General features: G+C 75.3%; 2 protein-coding genes. Both read left to right on the plus strand.

The features are described 5' to 3' along the window. Positions 1–14,298 (plus strand): amino acid adenylation domain-containing protein, encoded by a 14,298-nt coding sequence (locus ABZ565_RS23800; RefSeq protein WP_361030302.1) that lies wholly within the window; start codon positions 1–3, stop codon positions 14,296–14,298. Further along, on the plus strand, positions 14,295–21,818 hold the full coding sequence (locus ABZ565_RS23805; RefSeq protein ID WP_361030305.1) for an amino acid adenylation domain-containing protein: 7,524 nt from the start codon (positions 14,295–14,297) through the stop codon (positions 21,816–21,818). Before ABZ565_RS23800 ends, ABZ565_RS23805 begins: the two co-directional genes overlap by 4 nt. The last annotated feature ends 107 nt before the right edge of the window (positions 21,819–21,925 follow it).

The raw sequence follows: 21,925 nt of genomic DNA on the forward strand, positions 1-21,925 counted from the left end.
ATGCGCGAAAACGGCTCCGCCTCCCCGCAATCCGCTCCCGAAGAGTTCTTCGGAACGACCGCAGCCCAGCAGGGTGTGTGGTACGGGCAACTCGTCGACCCCGACAGCCCGAAATACAACATCGGTGAATGCTTCGAGATCCGGGGCGACCTGGACGAAACCCTATTCGCCGCCGCCGTCGACCGGGCCTACGAGCTGTGCGACAGCCTCAACCTCGAGTTCGTCACGGAGGGCGACGTCCTCCTCCAGCGGATCGTCCGCGAGCCCGGTGCCCGCCGGCTCCGGGTCGTGGACGTGTCCGGGGCCGCCGACCCCGCCGCCGAGGTCGAGCGCTATCTGGCGGCGGACATGGCCACACCCGACACCCTGCACCGCCCCCGCCACCACATGGCCCTGCTCCGCGCCGGCGACGGGCTGTCCTACTGGTACGTCCGCTTCCACCACATAGCCGTCGACGGTCTCGGCGGCGCCGTCTTCACCCGCACCGTGGCCGACCTCTACGGACGCGCGGTGCGGGGCGAGGACCTCGCCGAGGTCACGCTGCCCGCCGCCCCCCTGCGCGAACTGGTCGCCGACGAGACGGCCTACCGGGAATCCGGCCGCCACGAGGCCGACCGCGCCTACTGGACCGCCAGGTTCGCGGCCCCGGCCCCCGACGCCCCCTCGGACGACGACGCGCACAGCGGCAGATCGCTCATCCGCCGCCGCACCGGCCTCCCCGCGCCGGGCGGGCCCGACGCGCCGACCGCCCCCGGCACCCCGGGCTCGCGGCTGCACACCGGCGAGTCCCTGTCCGCCGAAGTCTTCGAGGACCTGCGCCGGCTCGCCGCCGCCCACCGCACCACGTGGAGCGCCGTCCTGGTCGCCGCGGTCGCCGCGTACACCGCCCGGGTCACCGGCACCCGCGAGGTCACCGTGGGCCTCGCCTCGAACGGCCGGCACGGCGGGCTGCGGCACATCGTCGGCATGACCGCCAACATCCTGCCGCTGCGCCTGACGCTCACCGACGCCATGTCCGTCGGCGATCTCGTCCGCGCGGCCGCGGCCGAGATGCGCGGCGCCCTGCGCCACCGCCGCTTCTCGCGCGAACAACTCGCCCGTGAACTGAACACGGCCGAGGACGCGGCCCGCCTCACCGGCATCGTCGTCAACATCATGGGCTACGACTACGACCGGGACTTCGCCGGAATCCCCGCACCCTCCCGGGTGCTGTCGGTCGGTCCGGTGGACGACGTGTCGCTCTTCGTCTCCGAACGGGCCGAGGGCAAGGGGCCGTTGATCGGGTTCGACGCCCGGCCCGACCTCTACCGCCCCGAGGACGTGCGGCTGCACGAGCAGGCCGTCGTGTCCTTCGTCTCCGCCCTGGCGGCCGCCGACCCCGGCCTGCCCCTGGGCGGCCTGCCGCTCGTGGTCGAAGCCACCGCCCCCGCCCTGCGTGCCCAGGGGCTCGGCACCGCCCTGCCCGGGAAGGCCGTCGCGCGGACCCTGCCGGAAGCGTTCCGGGACCAGGCGCGCCGGACCCCGGACACCCCGGCCGTCGTGGACGGGCCCCACACCCTCTCGTACCGGCAGCTGGACCGGGTGGCCGACGACCTCGCGACCGCGCTGACCGGCTGGGGCATCGGAGCCGAGGACGGCGTCGGGGTGCTCCTGGGGCGCTCGGCCGCCGTGCCGGCCGCCACACTCGCGACCGTCGCCGCGGGTGCCGCCTACGTCCCGATGGACGCGGCCTGGCCCGCCGAACGGCTCGATCGCGTCGCCGAGTCGGCCCACGTCCGCGCCCTGATCGCCGACGAGAGGACCGCCCGCGAACCCTGGGTCCGCGAGGCCGCCGCCCAACGGCCGCTCCTCGTCGTGGACGCGCGCGGCCGGGTGCTCGACGGTGCGCCGGAACGGCCCGGACCGCTGCCCCGGATCAGCAGACCCGACCGGCTCGCGTACGTCATGTTCACCTCCGGCTCCACCGGGCTGCCCAAGGGCGTCGGAGTCACCCACGCCGACGTCCTGGCCCTGGCCGCGGACAGCACCTGGACCGACGGGGTGTCCGACGCGGTCCTCATGCACTCGGCGTACGTCTTCGACGCCTCCACCTTCGAAATCTGGACGCCGCTCCTGAACGGCGGCCGGGTGGTCGTCGCCCCCGGTGGCGTCCTGGAGGCGCGCGTCGTCCGCGAGGCGGTGGAACGGCACGGCGTCACCGCGCTGTTCCTGACGACGGCCCTGTTCAACGTGATGGCCGAGACGGACCCCGCGGTCTTCGCCGGGCTGCGCGTGGTCGCCGCCGGCGGTGAGGCCGCCACCCCCGACCTCATGCAACGGGTCGCCGCCGCCTCGCCCCGCACGCTGATCCTGCACGTGTACGGCCCCACCGAGACCACCACCTTCGCCACCCGCCACCCCGTCACCACCGACGCCTCCGGTGTGCCGCCCATCGGCCGCCCGCTGGACGGGATGGGCCTGTACGTCCTCGACGGCGTCCTGGCCCTGGTGCCGCCCGGCGTGGTGGGCGAGCTGTACGTGAGCGGGCACGGCGTCGCGCGCGGCTACCAGGGCCGCCCCGCGCTCACGGCCGCCCGCTTCGTCGCCGACCCGCACGGGGCGCCCGGCAGCCGGATGTACCGCACCGGCGACCTCGTGCGCTGGACCGCCGCAGGGGACATCGAGTACGTAGGGCGCGCCGACGGCCAGGTCAAGCTGCGGGGCTTCCGCATCGAACCGGCCGAGACCGAGCACGCCCTGCTCACCGACCCGGACGTGCGCGGCGCCTGCGTCGTCGTCCGCGAGGACACCCCCGGCGACCGCAGGCTCGTCGCCTACGTCGTGCCCGCCCCCGGAGCCCGCACGGACACCGCCGCGCTGGCCCGCCGCGTCGGGCGCACCCTGCCCGCGTACATGGTGCCGTCCGCCTTCGTCGTCCTCGACGACCTGCCCCTCAACCCCAACGGCAAGGTCGACCGCCGCGCCCTGCCCGCGCCCCGGACCACCACCGGCACCGGTCGCGCCCCGCGCACCGCGTACGAGGAAGTGCTCGCCGGGCTGTTCGCCGACGTCCTGGGGGTGAGCGCGGTCGGGGTGGACGACAGCTTCTTCGCCCTGGGCGGCCACTCGCTGCTCGCCACCCGCCTCACCGGCCGGGTCAGGGCCGCCCTCGGCGCCGAACTCGCCCTGGCCACGCTCTTCGACCACCCCACGGTCGCCTCCCTGGCCGCCGCCCTGGACACGGCGGGGGCCGCACGGCCCGTCCTCGTACCGCAGACCCGGCCCGAGGTGCTGCCGCTGTCCTTCGCGCAGCAGCGCCTCTGGTTCCTCAACCGGTCCGAGGCCCCCGGCGACACCTACAACGTCCCGCTCGTCCTGGAGCTCGACGGCCCCCTGGACACCGAGGCGCTGCGCGGCGCCCTGGCCGATGTGGCCGTCCGGCACGAGAGCCTGCGCACCGTCTTCGCCGAGCACGACGGCGTCGCCCGCCAGCGGATCACCGACGCGGACGCCGCCGCGTCGCTCCTCCCCCTCACCGTCGAACACCCTCCTGCCGACGGGGACGCGGACGCCTGGGAGGCGGAAACGGTACGCCGTCTGAGCACCGCTCCCTTCGACCTGGGCCGGGACCCCGCCGTCCGCGCCCACCTGCTCCGGCACGGGCCCGCCCGGCACGTCCTGGTCCTCGTGCTGCACCACATCGTCGCCGACGGCTGGTCCCTCGCCCCACTCTGCCGCGACCTCTCCGCCGCCTACCTGGCCCGGACCGAGGGCAGCGGCACCCCGGACTGGGCGCCGCTGCGCGTGCAGTACGCCGACTACACCCTCTGGCAGCACCAACTGCTCGGCGACGACGGCGATCCGGACAGCCTCGCCGCCCGGCAGACCGCCTTCTGGCGGGAGGCGCTGCGCGGCGCCCCCGGCCTGCTCGACCTGCCCCTCGACCGGCCGCGCCCCGCCGTGCCCAGCCACCGGGGCGCCTCCGTCCCCTTCGAGCTGCCCGCCCCGGCGCACGCCGCGCTCGTCCGTCTCGCCCGCACCGCCGGGTGCACGCCGTTCATGGTGCTCCAGTCGGCGCTCGCCGTGACGCTCGGCGCCCACGGAGCGGGCAGCGACATCCCGCTGGGTACGGCGGTGGCCGGGCGCACCGACGAGGCGCTGGACGATCTGGTGGGCTTCTTCGTCAACACCGTCGTCCTGCGCACCGACCTGTCCGGCGAGCCGACGTTCCGCGAACTCCTCGACCGGGTCAAGCAGGCCGACATCGCCGCCTTCGGCCACAGCGACCTGCCCTTCGAGCGGATCGTGGAGGCCGTCAACCCGGAGCGGTCCGGCGACCACCACCCCCTCTTCCAGACGATGCTGGTCCTCCAGAACCAGGACCGGGCCGAGCCGGAGCTGCCGGGCATCACCGTCCGGGACCGGTCCCGGCACCACGGGGGCAGCAAGTTCGACCTCACGTTCTCGCTGACCGAGACCGGTGGGACCGCAGAGGCCGAGGAGGCCGCCGGGGGCATCGGCGGCTACCTGGAGTACGCCACCGACCTCTTCGACGCCGCCACCGCCCGCGCCCTCTGCGCCCGCTTCGCGCGCGTCCTCACCCAGGCCGTCACCGAACCCGGCCGGCCCATCGGCGACCTGGACCCCCTCACCCCGGCCGAGCGGGACGACCTCCTCGCCCGAGGACAGGGCACGCCCCGGCCCCTGCCGGCACTCACCGCCCCCGAAGCGGTCCGGGAACAGGCCCTGCGTACGCCCGGAGCCGTCGCCGTGCGCGACGCGCACACCCACCTCACCTACGCCGAGCTCGACGCCCGGGCCGACGCCCTCGCCCACGCGCTGCGCGAGCGCGGCGCGGGCCCGGAGACCCGGGTCGCCATCGCCGCGCGGCCCTCCGTGCACACCGTCGTCGCGATGCTGGCCGTGCTGCGGTCCGGCGCCGCGTACCTGCCGGTCGACCCGGCCTACCCGCACGCCCGCATCCGCCACATGCTGGACGACGCCCGGCCCGTCCTGGTCCTCACCACGGAGGACGTGCCCACCGGCGACATCCCACGGCTCGCCGTCGACGCCCCGCTCCAGCCGCCCGTACACCCCGCCACTCCGCCCCCGTACACCCCCCACCCGGCGGATCCCGCGTACATCATCTACACCTCCGGCTCGACCGGCCGCCCCAAGGGAGTGGTCGTCACCCACGGCGCCCTGGCCAACCACATGGCCTGGATGGCGGGTCACCTGGCGGTCACTCCGCAGGACCGGGTCCTCGCCCGGACGTCCACCAGCTTCGACGCCTCCGTGTGGGAGGTGTGGCTCCCGCTGATGTACGGCGCCGAGGTGTGCCTGCTGCCGTCCGGGGCCAACACGGAACCGGACACGCTGGTCTCCTGGATGAGCCGGTTCGGTGTCACCGTCGCCCAGTTCGTGCCCTCGCACCTCGCCCTCGTCCTGTCCGAGGCGGCCGACGCCGCGCCCCTGCCCGGTCTGCGCGCCGTCCTGTGCGGCGGGGAGCCCCTGCCGCGCGCCCTCGCCGAGGAGACGGCCGCGTTGTGGCGTACCGAGGTGCACAACCTCTACGGCCCGACCGAGGCCACCATCGACGCGACCGCCCACCGCGTGCCCACCACGCCGGACACCCCGTACGACACCGTGCCGATCGGCCGGCCCGTCGACACCATGCGCGCCTACGTCCTGGACCACCGGCTGCGGCCCGTCCCGCCCGGGGTCACCGGTGAGCTGTACCTGTCGGGCCCCAACCTCGCCCGCGGCTACCTGGACCGGCCCGGGCTGACCGCCGCCCGGTTCGTCGCCGACCCCTTCGACGGCGCCGGCGCCCGCATGTACCGGACCGGCGACCTCGTCCGGTTCAACGGGGCCGGGTCGCTCGACTACGTGTCCCGCGCCGACGACCAGGTGAAGCTGCGGGGCTTCCGCATCGAACCCGGCGAGATCGAGGCCGCCCTGCTCGCCCGGCCCGGGGTCACCGCCGCCTGCGCGGTGATCAGGGAGGACGCGCCGGGGGAGCGCCGGCTCGTCGCCTACGCCGTCACCACGGACCGGGGACCGCGCCCGGCCGCCCTGCGCGACGCCCTCGCGGAGGCGCTTCCGCACTACATGGTCCCCGCCGTGGTCGTCGTCCTGGACGATCTGCCGCTCCTGCCCAACGGCAAGACGGACCGGCGCGCCCTGCCCAGGCCGGACGACGAGGCCGCGCACACCGCCGAGGGCTCCGGCGCGCTCAGCCCGCGCGAGGACCTGCTCGCCGGGATCTTCGCCGATGTGCTGGGCCGTCCCGCCGTCGGCCCGCACGACAGCTTCTTCGACCTGGGCGGTCACTCGCTCCTCGCGATGCGCGTCGTCAGCCGGGTCCGCACGGTCCTCGGTGCCGGCCTCGCCGTACGCACCCTGTTCGAGCACCCGACCGTCGCCGGGCTCGCCCGGGCCCTGGACACCCAGGGGCATTCCCGCCCGCCGGTTCTGCCCGTGGCCGAGCGGCCCGAACCGATGCCGCTGTCGTACGCGCAGCAGCGGCTCTGGTTCCTGAACCGGCTCGACGGGCCCAGCTCCTCGTACAACATCCCGCTGGTGCTCGACATCGACGGGCCGCTGGACACCGACGCCCTGCGCGCCGCCCTGCGGGACGTCGTGGAGCGGCACGAGGCCCTGCGCACCGTCTTTCCCGAACAGGACGGCGTGCCGCACCAGTTGGTGCTGCCCGCCGATGTCGTCGCGCCCCGGCTGCCCGTGGAGAGCACGGCACCGACCCGGCTGGAGGCGGCCGTCACCGATGCTGTGGACGAGCCGTTCGACGTGGTCACCGACCCGCCGCTGCGGGCCAGGCTGCTGCGCACCGCGCCCGGCCACCACGTCCTCGTGCTGGTCCTGCACCACATCGCGGGCGACGGCTGGTCCCTCGCCCCGCTCGCCCGCCACCTGGGCGACGCCTACCGGGCCCGCCTCGCCGGGCGGGAGCCCGAGGCCGGCGACGGGCTCCAGTACGCGGACTACACCCTGTGGCAGCGCACCGTTCTGGGTGACCCGGATGCGCCCGGCAGCGTGCTGCGCGAGCAGCTGGACCACTGGCACACCGCGCTCGCCGGGCTGCCCGGGCTCATCGACCTGCCGCTCGACCGCCCCCGCCCCGTCACCACCGACCCCTCGGGGGCCGTCCACGCCTTCGACGTACCGCCCGGGCTGCACGCCGAACTCCTGCGGGTGGCAAGGGAGTCGGGCACCACCCTGTTCATGGTGCTCCAGGCGGCCGTGGCCACGCTGCTGCACCGGCACGGCGCGGGCGACGACATCCCCCTCGGTACACCCGTCGCGGGCCGCACGGACGAGGCGCTGGAGGACCTGGTCGGGTTCTTCGTCAACACCCTCGTCCTGCGCACCGACCTGTCCGGTGCCCCCACCTTCGCCGAACTCCTCGGACGCGTGCGGGAGTTCGACCTCGCCGCGTACGCACACCAGGACGTGCCCTTCGAGCGGCTGGTCGAGAGCGTCAACCCGGTCAGGGCCCGCAACCACCACCCCCTCTTCCAGACCATGCTGGTCCTTCAGAACCAGGATGCCTTACGTCCCGAACTACCGGGACTCGACGTCGAGGACCGGCTCGTCCACAACGGCCTGAGCAAGTTCGACCTCACCTTCGCCTTCGGCGAGGAGCGGGGCGGGGGCGGACTCAGCGCCGGGATCGAGTACGCCACCGCCCTCTTCGACCGCGTCACCGTCGAGGCCCTCACGGCGCGCCTGCTGCGGCTCCTGGAACAGGTGGCGGCCGACCCCGGCCGGCCCCTCGCGGAGTACGACCTGCTGACACCGGACGAGCGGACCCGCACCGCCGGCTGGGGCACCGGACGCGAACTGCCCGCCCCCGCACCGGACACCACCCTGCCCGCGCTCTTCGCCGCGCAGACCCGCCGCACCCCGGACGCCGTGGCCGTGACCGGCGGCGGCGCCACCCTCACGTACACCGCACTCGACTCCGTCACCGCCGACCTCGCCCGTGCCCTCGCCGGCCTCGGAGCGGGCCCGGAGACCGGCGTCGGCGTGCTGCTCTCCCGGTCACCGGCCGTCGTCACCGCGTCCCTCGGCGCCGTGCGCGCCGCCGCCGCGTATGTGCCGATGGACGCGCGCTGGCCCCGGGAACGGCTCGACCAGGTCGCCGAAGTGGCGGACGTGCGGGTCCTCGTCGTGGACGAGCCGGCCGCCGAGTCCGCCTGGGTGACCGAGGCCGCCCGCCGCATCCCGGTCCTCGTCGTGGACCGGGCCGGCCGCGTCCTGCGCGGGGCGCCCCCGGCACCCGGCCGACCCGCCGCCGTACCGGGCCCGGAATCGCTCGCGTACGTCATGTTCACCTCCGGCTCGACCGGCCTGCCCAAGGGGGTCGGGGTCACCCACGCCGACGTGGCGGCACTGGCCGGGGACTCCGCCTGGCGGGACGGCGCGGCCGACGCGGTCCTGATGCACTCGGCGTACGTCTTCGACGCGTCCACGTTCGAGATATGGGCGCCGCTCCTGCGCGGCGGCACGGTCGTCGTCGCACCGGAAGGCGTCCTGGAGGCCGGAACGCTCCGCGAAGCCGTACGCGGACAGGGCGTCACCGCCGTCTTCCTGACGACCGCTCTGCTCAACGTGATCGCGGACACCGACCCCGGCGCCTTCGCCGGACTCCGCCTCGTCTGCGCGGGTGGCGAACTCGCCTCGCCCGACGCCATGCAGCGGGTCGCGGGCGCGGCACCCGGTGTCCGCGTCCTGCATGTGTACGGCCCCACCGAGACCACCACCTTCGCCACTCGCTACGACGTGGCCGCCGACCTCCCGTCGGGCCCGCCGCCCATCGGCCGGCCCCTGGACGGCATGCGGCTGTACGTGCTCGACGGCTCGCTGGGCCCGGTCCCGGCGGGTGTCACGGGCGAGCTGTACCTCGCCGGGCGCGGCGTCGCCCGGGGCTACACCGGCCTGCCCGCCCTGACCGCCGCCCGGTTCGTGGCCGACCCCTTCGACGCGGACGGCGGACGCATGTACCGCACCGGCGACCTCGTGAAGTGGACCCCGGACGGGCAGATCGCCTACGTCTCCCGCGCCGACAGCCAGGTCAAGCTGCGCGGCTACCGCATCGAACCCGGCGAGATCGAGTCCGTCCTCGCCTGCTGCGAAGGGGTCGCCGACTCCTTCACCGTCGTCCGCGAGGACGTCCCCGGCGACCGGCGGCTCGTCGCCTACGTGGTGCCCGCCGGGGCCGTCCGTCCCGACCCGGCCGACCTCGCCGACGCCGTCGGGCGGTCCCTCCCCGCCTACATGGTGCCCTCCGCGTTCGTCCTGGTGGACGCGCTGCCGCTGACCGTCAACGGCAAGGTGGACCGGCGCGGCCTGCCCGCGCCGGAGCAGCACACCGCGCCACGCGGGCGCGCCGCCCGCACCGCGCGCGAGGAGATCGTCTGCGGGCTCGTCGCCGACGTCCTCGGCCTCCCGGCCGTGGGCGCCGACGACGACTTCTTCGCCCTGGGCGGCCACTCCCTGCTCGCCACCCGGCTGGTCGCCCGCATCCGGACCGCGCTCGCCGTCGAGGTCCAGGTCAAGGCGGTCTTCGAGCACCCCACGCCCGCCGCGCTCGCCGCCTCCCTGGACGGCGCCGACGCCGCCGCCCCGCCGCTGGTGCGCGCGCCGCACCGGCCGGACCCGCTGCCGCTGTCCTTCGCGCAGCAGCGCCTGTGGTTCCTCAACCGGTTCGAGGGCCCCAGCCCCACCTACAACGTGCCGATGGTGCTGCGGCTGGACGGTCCCCTCGACGCCCCGGCCCTGGAACGCGCCCTCGTGGACGTCGTGGAACGGCACGAGAGCCTGCGCACCGTCTTCCCCGAGACCGGCGGTGTGCCGCGTCAGCTCGTCCTCGCCGCCGACCACGCCGACCTGGACCTGGCCCCCCGGCCCGTCCGCCCGGACGGCCTCGACGAGGCGCTGACCGCTGAGGTGGCGCACGCCTTCGACGTCACCGCGGACCTGCCCGTACGGGCCCGGCTGCTCGGCCTGGACGCCGAGTCCCACGTGCTCGTCCTCCTCGTCCACCACATCGCGGGCGACGGCTGGTCCCTGGCCCCGCTGGCCCGCGACCTCGGCGACGCCTACCGCCGCCGCAGCCGTGGCGAGGCGCCCGACCGGCCCGGACTCCGCGTCCAGTACGCCGACTACACCCTCTGGCAGCGCGCCCTCCTCGGCGACGAGAACGACGCGGGCAGCAGGGCCGCCCGACAGCTGGACTTCTGGCGCACCGCGCTGGCCGGCAGCCCCGGCCTGCTCGCCCTGCCCCTGGACCGGCCGCGCCCCGCCGTCCTCACGTACCGGGGCGACGCCTTCGCGTTCCCCGTGGACGCGGACACCCACCGGGCGCTCGCCGAGCTGGCCCGCGCCCGGGGATGCAGCCTCTTCATGGTGCTCCAGGCGGCCCTGTCCGTCCTGCTCTCGCGGCATGGCGCCGGAGAGGACATCCCCCTCGGCACCGCCGTCGCCGGACGCACCGACGAAGCCCTGGACGACCTGGTGGGCTTCTTCGTCAACACGCTCGTCCTGCGCACCGACCTGACCGGCGACCCGACCTTCACCGAAGTCCTCGACCGGGTCCGGGCGTTCGACCTGGCCGCCTACGCCCACCAGGACCTGCCGTTCGAACGTCTGGTGGACGCCCTCGCCCCGGACCGGGCCCAGGACCACCACCCCCTCTTCCAGACCATGATCGTCCTTCAGAACCAGGCGGACACCGCGCTCCGCCTCGACGGTCTCACCGTCACCGAGCAGCCCGTGCGGACCGGGATCAGCAAGTTCGACCTCACCTTCACCTTCACGGAGACCCGCGACGACGCGGGCCGGCCCACCGGGCTCGACGGTCACCTGGAGTTCTCCACCGACCTGTTCGACCCCGCCACCGCGCACGCCCTGGCCGCGCGCCTGACCCGCCTGCTCACCTCGCTCGCCGCCGACCCCGACGGACACGTCCGCACGGCCGCGTTCCTGGACGCGGCCGAGCGCGCCGAACTGGACCGGGCCGCCCCCGGGCCCGTCCGCCCGGTCCACGCCCGGACCGCCCCCGAGGCGTTCCGCGCCCGGGCCGCCCTGACGCCCGAGCGGATCGCGGTCCGGGCCGGTTCCCAGCAGCTCACCTTCGCCGAACTGGACGCCCGCTCCGACGACCTGGCCCACCACCTCCACGACCGGGGCGTCGGCCGCGGCGACCTCGTCGCCCTCGCCGCCGACGGCACCGCGGACCGGGTCGTCGCGATGCTGGCGGTCGCCAAGGCCGGGGCCGCCTGCCTGCCCATCGACCTGGACTACCCCGAGGCCCGCATCGCCCACATGCTGGACGACGCCCGCCCGGCCCTGTTCCTGGTCCACGACGCGGTGCGCGCCGCCCGGTTCACGGCCGTGCCCCGCTTCGCGCTCGGGGACCGGTCCGCCTGGCCGGCCGGACGCGGGGCGCCACCGGCCGCCGACGCCCCGGGCCCGGACGACGCCGCGTACGTCATCTACACCTCCGGCTCCACCGGCCGCCCCAAGGGCGTCGTCGTCACCCATGGCGCGCTCACCAACCACATGGCCTGGATGGCCGGCCACCTCGCCCTCACCGACGACGACCGCGTCCTCGCCCGCACCTCGCCCAGCTTCGACGCCTCGGTGTGGGAGACCTGGCTGCCCCTGCTGCACGGCGGCGCCACCTGCCCCGTACCGGCCGCGCTCAACCACGACCCGGCCGGACTGCTGGCCCGGATGCGCGACGAGGGCGTCACCCTCGCCCAGTTCGTGCCCTCGCACCTCGCGCTCCTGCTCACCGAGACCGGGCCCGAAGCGGCGCCCCCGGCACTGCGGGCCGTCGCCTGCGGCGGCGAGCCCCTGACCCGCGCCCTGGCGGCCCGGGCAGGCCGGGCCTGGGGCGCCGAGGTGCACAACCTCTACGGCCCGACCGAGACCACCATCGACGCCACCGCCCACCACGTCCGTCCCGAGGACGCGAGGGAGGAGGGCGGCATTCCGCTCGGCCGCCCCGTCGACAACACCCGCGCCTACGTCCTGGACGCCGCGCTCCAGCCCGTACCGGCCGGAGTCACCGGCGAACTCCACCTCGCCGGTGACGGCCTCGCCCGCGGCTACCTCGGCCGCCCCGGCCTCACCGCCACCCGCTTCGTCGCCGACCCCTTCGGCCCCGCCGGCAGCCGCATGTACCGCACGGGCGACCTGGTCCGCCGGGACGCCGACGGGCTCCTCCACTACGTCTCCCGCGCCGACGACCAGGTCAAGCTGAACGGCTTCCGCGTCGAGCTCGGCGAGATCGAGGCCGCCCTCACCGCCGTCGACGGCATCACCGCCGCCTGCGCGCTCGTCCGCGAGGACCGGCCCGGCGAACGGCGGCTGGTCGCGTACACCGTGGGCGCCCGCCTCGCCGACGGCGCACTGCGCACCCGGCTCACCGCGGCTCTGCCGCCGTACATGGTGCCTGCCGCCTTCGTCGGGCTGGACGCGCTGCCCACCCTGCCGAACGGCAAGACGGACCGGGCCGCGCTCCCCGAACCGGAGCGCCCGGACGCCGCCCGGCCGGGCCGGGAGCCGCGCACCGCGCCCGAACGCGTTCTGTGCGAGGCGTTCGCCTCCGTCCTGCGCGCCCCCGCCGTCCGTACCGACGACGACTTCTTCGCGCTCGGCGGCGACAGCATCCTCTCCATCCAGCTCGTCAGCCGCGTCCGGGAGGCCGGGTTCTCCGTCACCCCCCGGGACGTCTTCGTCCACCGCACCCCCGAGGCCATCGCGGCCGTCGCCGCACCGCTGGACGACACCACCGGCGAACCGGACGGACACGGCACCGGAACGATGGAGCCGACCCCCATCGCCGCCTGGTTCCTGGAACGCCCCGGCACCACCGACGGCTACAACCAGTCCGGGGTGCTCAGCACCCCCGCCGGTGCCCGCGAGGACACCCTCGTCGCCGCGCTCCAGCTCCTCGCCGACCACCACGACATGCTCCGCCTGCGCGTCACCCGCACCGCCGGGGCCGACCCCGTACTCGAAACGCTGCCGCCCGGGGCCGTCACGGCCCGGCGCCGCTTCACCCGTATCGACATCGCCGGGCTCGACGCCGACGCCGCCCGGGCCGCGCTCACCGAAGCGGGCGAACGGGCCCGCAGACGGCTGCGGCCCTCCGCCGGTGCGGTGTTCGAGGCCGTCTGGGGCGACGCCGGACCCGGTGCGCGCGGGCGGCTGCTCCTCGTCGTGCACCACCTGTCCGTCGACGCGGTCTCCTGGCGCATCCTCGCCGACGACCTCGCCCACGCCTGGCGAGTGGCCACCGGCACGGCACTCGCGCTGCCCGCCGCCACCACCTCGTACCGGCGCTGGTCGCAGCTCCTCGCCGAACAGGCCCGCACCCCGGCCCGCACCGCCGAACTGCCCCTGTGGGAGGAGGCGCTGAGGACGCCCGACCCCCAGCTCGGATACCGGCCGCTCGACCCCTTCCTGGACACCGCGGACGGCACCCGCACCCTCACCACCCACCTGCCCGCCACCTGGACGAAGCCCCTCCTCACCACCGTCCCCGGAGCCTTCCACGCCGGAGTCGACGACATCCTGCTCACCGCGCTCGCCCTCGCCGTCAACGCCTGGCGGAGCCGCCCGGACACCGCTGTGCTGCTCGATCTGGAGAGCCACGGCCGGGAACAGATCGCCGACCGCATCGACCTGTCCCGCACGGTCGGCTGGTTCACCAGCCTGTACCCCGTCCGGGTCGATCCCGGCCCCCTGGACGTCCGCGACCCGGCACGCTTCGACGCCTCGCTCGTTGAACGCGCAGTGAAGCGCGTCAAGGAACAGCTGCGCGCCGTCCCCGACCACGGCGTCGGCCACGGCATGCTGCGCCGTCTCAACCCCGCCACCGGGCCCCGCCTGGCCGCCCCCGCACCCCAGATCGGCTTCAACTACCTCGGACGGTACGCGGCCCCCGGCCGGGCGGCGGGCGGCGACTGGGAGGTCCTGCTCGACGCCGGCGGACCCCGCAGCCAGGACCCCGACATGCCCGTGCACCACGTCCTCGACATCAACGCGCACACCGAGGACCTGCCGGAAGGCCCGCGTCTGGTGGCCCGCTGGACCTGGCCCAGCGACCTGCTCAAGGAGGAGGACGTGGGCGCACTCGCCGAGGCGTTCAACCGCGCGCTGCGCGCCGTCGCGGAACACGCCGAACAGCCCGGAGCAGGCGGCTACACGCCGTCCGACCTTCCCCTGGTCTCGCTCAACCAGGCCCAGATCGACCGACTGCAGAACAAGTGGGGTGGCCGCAAGTGAACGGGTTCCGACTGGAGGACGTACTCCCGCTGACGCCGCTGCAGGCCGGGATGTACTTCCACGCCCTGTACGACTCGCACGCCGTGGATGTCTACACCGCGCAGTTCGTCTTCGACCTCGACGGCCCCGTCGACGTCCCCACCCTGCGCGCCGCCATCGCGGGCCTGCTCCGCCGCCACGCCAACCTGCGCGTCGGCTTCCTCCACGAGGACCTGGACGAACCCGTGCAGGCGGTCGCGGCGGAGGTCCCCGTACCACTGGAGGAACTGGACCTGTCCGGCTCCGACGAGGTCCCGGACCGGCTCACCGCCTTCCTCGCCGCCGACCGCACCCGCCGCTTCGACCTGGCCACGCCGCCCCTGATGCGGTTCACCCTGGTGCGCACCGCGCCCGACCGGCACCGCCTGGTCATGACGAGCCATCACATCCTGTTCGACGGCTGGTCCTTGCCGCTGCTCGTACGGGAGCTGTTCGAGCTGTACGCGGCCGGCGGCGACGACAGCGCACTGCCGCGCGTCGCCCCGTACCGCGCCTACCTCGTCTGGCTCTCCCAGCAGGACCGCGCCGGCGCCCTCGCCACCTGGTCCGACGCCCTCGCCGGCATCGAGGCACCGACCCTCCTCGCGGAGCGGGACGGCCCGGACGGCGCCGCCGAACTGCCCGAGACGCTCGTCCTCGACCTGGACGCGGCCGTGACGGACCGGCTGCGGGAGACGGCCCGCGCCCACCGCCTCACCCTCAACACCCTCGTGCAGGGTGCCTGGGGCCTGCTGCTAGGCCACCTCACCGGACGCGACGACGTGGTGTTCGGCACCACCGTGTCGGGGCGCCCGCCGGAGCTCCCCGGCGTCGAGTCCATGGTCGGCCTGTTCATCAACACCGTGCCCGTGCGGACCGGCCCCGCGTCCGGCGAGACCCTGGCGGAATTCCTGACCCGGCTCCAGGCCGAGCAGGGCCGGCTCCTCGGCAGCCAGCACGTGGGCCTCAGCGACATCCGGGGCGTCACCGGCCTGGACGAACTCTTCGACACCCTCGTCGTGTTCGAGAACTACCCGATGGACGCCGAGGCCCTGCGCACCGCCCAGCGCGGACTGCCCGGCCTCGCCGTCACCGGCTTCAGCGGCACCGACGCCGCCCACTACCCGCTCACGCTCACCGTCGCCCCCGGCGACACCCTGCGGATCACCTTCGGCTACCGGGCCGCCGTGCTCGACCGCCAGAAGGTGGCCGAGACCGTCTCACGCATGCGGCAGCTGCTGACGGCCATGGCCCAGGACCTCGGCCGGCGCGCCGACACCGCACCCTTCCTGCTCGACGGTGAACGCGAGGCGCTGATCGCCCGGGGGACCGGCGCCCCCCTCCCCGAGGGCACCACGGCCGTGAGCATCCCGGAGGCCGTCGCCGGCCGGGCCGCCCGCCACCCGGACGCGGTGGCCGTCTCCGGCGCCGGAGAGCAGCTGACGTACGCACAGCTCACCGGCCTCGCGGACCGGCTCGCCGCCGCCCTGACCGGTCTCGGGACCGGGGCCGAGGACGGCGTGGGCATCCTCGTCGCCCGCTCCGCCGCCACCGTCACCGCCTCGCTGGCCGCCCTGCGCGCGGGCGGGGCCTATGTGCCGCTCGATCCCCGCTGGCCCACCGAACGGCTCAACCGGGTCACCGAGGTCGTCCCCCTGCGCGTCCTCGTCGTGGACGGGACGACCGCATCGCTGCCGTGGGTCCGCCAACTCGGCCCGGACACCGCGCTCCTGACCGTCGACAGCGCCGGCCGTGTGCTCGCCGGCGGCCCCACCGCCCCCGGCCCGCTCCCCACCGCACCGGCCGGCGACCGGCTCGCGTACGTCATGTTCACCTCCGGGTCCACCGGGCTGCCCAAGGGCGTCGGCGTCAGCCACGGCGACATCGCGGCCCTGGCCGCCCACCACCGCTGGGACGGCGCCGCCGACGCCGTCCTGCTGCATTCCGCGTACGTCTTCGACGCCTCGACCTTCGAGCTCTGGGCCCCGCTCCTGCGCGGCGGACGCGTCGTCGTCGCCCCGGAGGGCCCGCTCCAGCCGGACACCCTGCGGGAGCTGGTGACCCGGCACGGCGTCACGGCCGCCTTCCTGACGACGGCCCTCTTCAACGTGCTGGCCGAGACCGACCCCGGCTCCCTCGGGCAGCTGCGCCTGGTCGCCGCCGGCGGTGAGGCCGCCGCGCCCGGGATCATGCAGCGCGTCGCCGCCGCCCACCCCGGGACGACCGTCCTGCACGTGTACGGCCCCACCGAGACCACCACCTTCGCCACCGCCCACCACGTCGCCCCCGACCACACCCCCGCCGGCGCCCCACCCATCGGCCACCCGCTCGACGGCATGCGCGCCTACGTCCTCGACGCCGCCCTGCGCCCCGTCCCGCCCGGCGCCGAGGGCGAGCTGTACCTCGCCGGCCCCGGCGTCGCCCGTGGCTACCTCGGCCGCGCGGCCCTCACCGCGACCCGCTTCGTCGCCGACCCCTTCGCGGGCGACGGGGCCCGCATGTACCGCACCGGCGACCTGGTGCGCCAGGACGCCGACGGCACCGTGTGCTACGTCGCCCGGGCCGACCAGCAGATCAAACTGCGCGGCCACCGCATCGAACCCGCCGAGATCGAAACGGTCCTGCGCGACCACCCGGCGGTACGCGCCGCCTGCGTCCTCGTCCGCGAGGACCTGCCCGGCGACCGCACCCTCACCGCCTACGTCGTCCTCGCGCCCGGCGAGACCCCCGACCCCGGGCTGCTCGCCGCACACGTCGGCCGGCTGCTGCCCGCGTACATGGTCCCGGCCGTCGTCCAGCCGCTGGACGCCCTGCCCCTGACCCCCAACGGCAAGATCGACCGGGCCGCCCTCCCCGCGCCCACCGCACCCCGCACCGCGGCGGGGCGGGCACCGCGCAGCGCCATGGAGGAGATCCTGGCCGGGCTGTTCGCCGACGTGCTCGGCGTGGACCGGGTCGGCACCGACGACAGCTTCTTCGCCCTGGGCGGCCACTCCCTGCTCGCCACCCGCCTCGTCGGCCGCATCCGCACCGCCCTGCACACCGAGACCGACATCCGCACCCTGTTCGAACACCCCACCGTCGCCGCGTTGGCCACCGCCCTGGAGGGTGCGGAGGGCGGCACCCGCCCCGCCCTGGTCCCGCAGCCGCGCCCCGCCGAACTCCCGCTGTCGTACGCCCAGCAGCGGCTGTGGTTCCTGCACCGGCTCGACGGCCCCTCCGCCACGTACAACATCCCCCTCGCCGTACGCATCGACGGACCGCTCGACGCCGACGCCCTGTGCACCGCCGTGGCCGACGTCATCGCACGGCACACCGCCCTGCGCACCGTCTTCCCCGAGGGCGAGGACGGACCGTGCCAGCACATCACCGCACCCGGCGACGTCGTCATCCCGTTCGCCATGGAGAGCGTCGAGGAGGCGAAGCTGCGCCACCGCGTCGCCGCCGCCACCGCCGAGACCATCGACATCGAGCGCAGCCTGCCGCTGCGGGCGACCCTGCTGCGCCTGGCCCCCGACGCCCACGTCCTGGTGCTCGTCGTCCACCACATCGCGGCCGACGGCACCTCGCTCGCACCCCTCGCCCACGACCTGGGCCTCGCCTACCGCGCCCGCGCCCGGGGCGAGGAGCCCAACTGGTCGCCGCTCCCCGTCGACTACGCGGACCACGCCCTCTGGCAGCGCGCCCTGCTCGGAGACGAGAAGGACCCCGACAGCCTCGTCTGCCGGCAGCTCTCCCACTGGCGGCACGCGCTGGACGGGCTGCCCGAGGCGATCGAACTGCCCTGGGACCGGCCGCGCCCCGCCACCTCCCGGCACACCGGCGCCACCCTCGGCTTCTCCGTGGACCGCGCCACCGCCCGCCATGTGACGGAGCTCGCCCGCACCTGCGGGTCCAGCGTCTTCATGGTCCTCCAGGCCGCCCTGGCGACCGTCCTGTCCCGGCACGGCGGCGGCGAGGACATCCCCCTGGGCACGGCCGTCGCCGGACGCACCGACGAGGCGGCGAACGGCCTCGTCGGCTTCTTCGTCAACACCCTCGTCCTGCGCACCGACCTGAGCGGCGACCCCACCTTCCGCGAACTACTCGGCCGGGTGCGGGAATTCGACCTCGCCGCCTACGCCCACCAGGACGTGCCCTTCGAGCGGCTGGTCGAACTCCTCAACCCCGCGCGCGCCCAGAGCCACCACCCGCTCTTCCAGACGATGCTGATCCTCCAGAACCAGGCACCCGCCGCCATCGACCTGCCCGGCCTCACCGTCACCGGGGTACCCGCCGAGGCGGAAGTCAGCAAGTTCGACCTGTCGTTCGCGCTCACCGAGACCTACGACGACACCGGCGCACTCGACGGGATGCGGGGCACCGTCGACTACGCCACCGAACTCTTCGACGCGCCCACCGTCCAGGGCCTCGCCGACCGGCTCGTCCTGCTCCTGGGCGCCGTCACCGCGGACCCCGACCGCCCCCTGCACACGTACGACCTGCTCACCCCCGCCGAGCACAACCGCCTCACCGCCCTCGGCACCGGGCCCGCCGACGACCTGCCCGCCACGACGGTCCCCGCGCTCTTCGAGGAGTGGGCCCGGCGCACCCCCGCCGCCCCGGCCGTCCGCGACGCGCACACCACCCTCACCTACGGCGAACTCGACGCCCGAGCCGCCGCGTTGGCCCGTCACCTCACCGAGCGAGGCGTGGGCCCCGAGGACCGGGTGGCCGTCGCCCTGCCCCGGACGTCCGAGCTCGTGGTGGCCCTCCTCGGCATCCTCAAGGCGGGCGCCGCCTATGTGCCGCTGGACCCGGACTACCCGGCCCAGCGCCTGTCGTACATGCTCGACGACGCGCGCCCCCGCCTGCTCCTCACCACCCCGGAACTCCACCGCCGGCTGCCCGGACACGCGGTGCCCCACCTCTACACCGACGACCTCGGCGCGAGCGGCGCGACAACGGCACCTGTACGCATCGACCCGGCCCACCCGGCGTACGTCATCTACACATCGGGCTCCACCGGCCGCCCCAAGGGCGTCGTCGTCACGCACCGGGGCGTGCGGGCGATGGCCAGGACGCAGAGCGAGCGGCTGCGCGTCGGACCGGGCAGCCGGGTGCTGCACATGGCGTCGGTCAGCTTCGACGCCGCGTTCTGGGAGCTGTGCATGGGGCTGCTCACCGGCGCCTGCCTGGAGATCGACACCCGCGACGCCCTGCTTCCCGGCCCGGCCCTCGCCGGCCTGGTCCGCGACCGGGGCGTCACCCACCTCACCATCCCGCCCGCCGCCCTCGCCGTGATGCCCCCGGACTCCCTGCCCACCGGCCTCACCATGGTCCTCGCCGGAGAGGCGTGCCCGCCCGCCCTCGTCCACGCCTGGGCCCGCGACCGCTCCCTCGTCAACGCCTACGGGCCGACGGAGACCACCGTCTGCGCCACCATGAGCGCCTTCCAGCACGCGGAAGGACCCCTGGCCCCCGACCGCACCGTCCCCATCGGAGCCCCCGTCGACGGCACCCGCGTGTACGTCCTGGACGACCGGCTTGCCCTCGTGCCGCCCGGTGTCACCGGCGAGTTGTACGTGGCGGGCGAGGGCGTCGCACGCGGCTACCACGGCCGGGCCGCCCTCACCGCCACCCGCTTCGTCGCCGACCCCTTCGACCGCGCGGGCGGCCGGATGTACCGCACCGGGGACCTGGTGCGCTGGACGCCCGACGGACGCCTCCTCTACGTCTCCCGCGTGGACGACCAGGTCAAGCTCCGCGGCTTCCGCATCGAACTCGGCGAGATCGAGGCGGCGCTCACCTCGCACCCCGGGGTCGCCGCCGCCTGCGTCACCGTCCGCGAGGACCGCCCCGGCGACCGGCGCCTCGTCGCCTACACCGTGCCCGCCACCGGCGAGGCGGTCCCCGGCTGGGCCGGACTGCGCGCCCACCTCACCGCCACCCTGCCCGAACACATGGTGCCCGCCGCCCACGTCCGGCTCGACTCCCTCCCCGTGACGCCCAACGGCAAGACCGACCGGCGCGCGCTGCCCGCCCCGGAGAGCCCGGCGGCGGCCGGCGGGCGGGCACCGCGCACCGCCCGTGAACGCGCACTGTGCGAGGTGTTCGCGCAGACCCTCGGCGTACCCGAAGTCGGTGTCACCGACGACTTCTTCGCGCTGGGCGGCCACTCCCTGCTCGCCGTGACCCTGGCCCGACGGATCGGGGAACGCTGCGGGGTACGGCCCTCCCTGCGCGCCCTGTTCGCGACGCCCACCGTCGAGGGCGTCGACCGCCTGCTCGGCCGGGCGCCGGGGGAGGAGGAGCAGCGGGAGGCGGCCGCGCCGGACTTCGCCGCCGAGGTGCGGCTCGCGCCCGACATCACCGCTGAACGCCGGGGCCCCGGGGCACGTCGTCCCGCGCGCCCCTCCGCGCGGCCCCTGCTCACGGGCGCCTCCGGCTTCCTCGGCGCGTTCCTCCTGCGCGACCTCATCGAGGCCACGGACGGCCCGGTCGACTGCCTCGTACGGGCCGCGAGCCCCGACAGCGCGGCCCAGCGGCTCCGGGCCAACCTGGAGCACTACGGCCTGTGGCAGTCCCGGTACGCCGACCTGATCCACCCCGTCCCCGGCGACCTGGCGGCCCCCGGCCTCGGCCTCGCCACCGACGAAAGGACCGCCCTCGCCCGGCGGCTGGGACCCGTGCTCCACAACGGGGCACGCGTCAACTTCGCCGCCCCGTACGGCGATCTGCGCGCGCCCAACGTGGCCGGCACCGAGGAACTGCTGCGCCTCCTCGCGGACTCCGGCTCGCCCGGCCTGCACTACGTCTCCACCACCGGCGTGTACGCCCCGTCGCGCGGAACGGACCCCGCACCGCTCACCGAATCGTCCCCGACCGGTCCGGCGGCCGACCTGCCCGACGGGTACGCGCAGAGCAAATGGGTCGCCGAGCGACTGGTGGGCCTCGCCCGCGAGCGCGGCCTCCCGGTGACCGTCCACCGCCCGGGCCGCATCAGCGGCGACACCGCCACCGGTGCCTGCCAGGACCGCGACCTGCTCTGGCAGCTCATCAAGGGCTGCCTCCAGGCCGGAGCGGTGCCCGATCTGGCGCACGGGACGACCGACTGGGTGCCGGTGGACTACGTCAGCGCCGCCGTGGTGGCCCTGAGTACCGCCGAACGGCCCGGGGCGCCGGCGTACCACTACACCAACCCGGACGCGCCGGGCCTGGACCGCGTCTTCGAGGCCGCGGCCCGCCTCGGGTACGCGCTGCGCCCCGTGACGCCCGAGGAATGGCGGGCCTGCGTGGCCGAACACCCGGACAACGCGGCACAGTTGTTCCTCGGTGATGACGGGGGGGCCGGCGAGGACGAGACGGACCACCGCCGCTTCGACTCCGGCCGCACCGCTCGGGCGGCGGCGGAGGCGGGGGTGCGCCAACGGCCGCTCACCGACGATGTCCTGACGCGCTACCTGACGTACTTCCAGGTCACGGGCTTCCTACCGGCCCCCGGAACGCTCCCGGGGGTGTAAACGATCACCAACCGGCAGGTCCCCGGCAATCCGTATACAACCATCCGTGCCTCTCGGAGGTCCCAACAAGTGGGAGCAAACCACTCCCGGAGCTACAAGGGGGAAAT

The sequence above is a fragment of the Streptomyces sp. NPDC016469 genome (assembly GCF_040632905.1).
In the GTDB taxonomy this organism is placed as follows: Bacteria; Actinomycetota; Actinomycetes; order Streptomycetales; family Streptomycetaceae; genus Streptomyces.

Bases quoted from the DNA above. Each gene is read 5' to 3' on its own strand.
- ABZ565_RS23800 (WP_361030302.1), top strand. From the start codon at position 1: ATGCGCGAAAACGGCTCCGCCTCCCCGCAATCCGCTCCCGAAGAGTTC.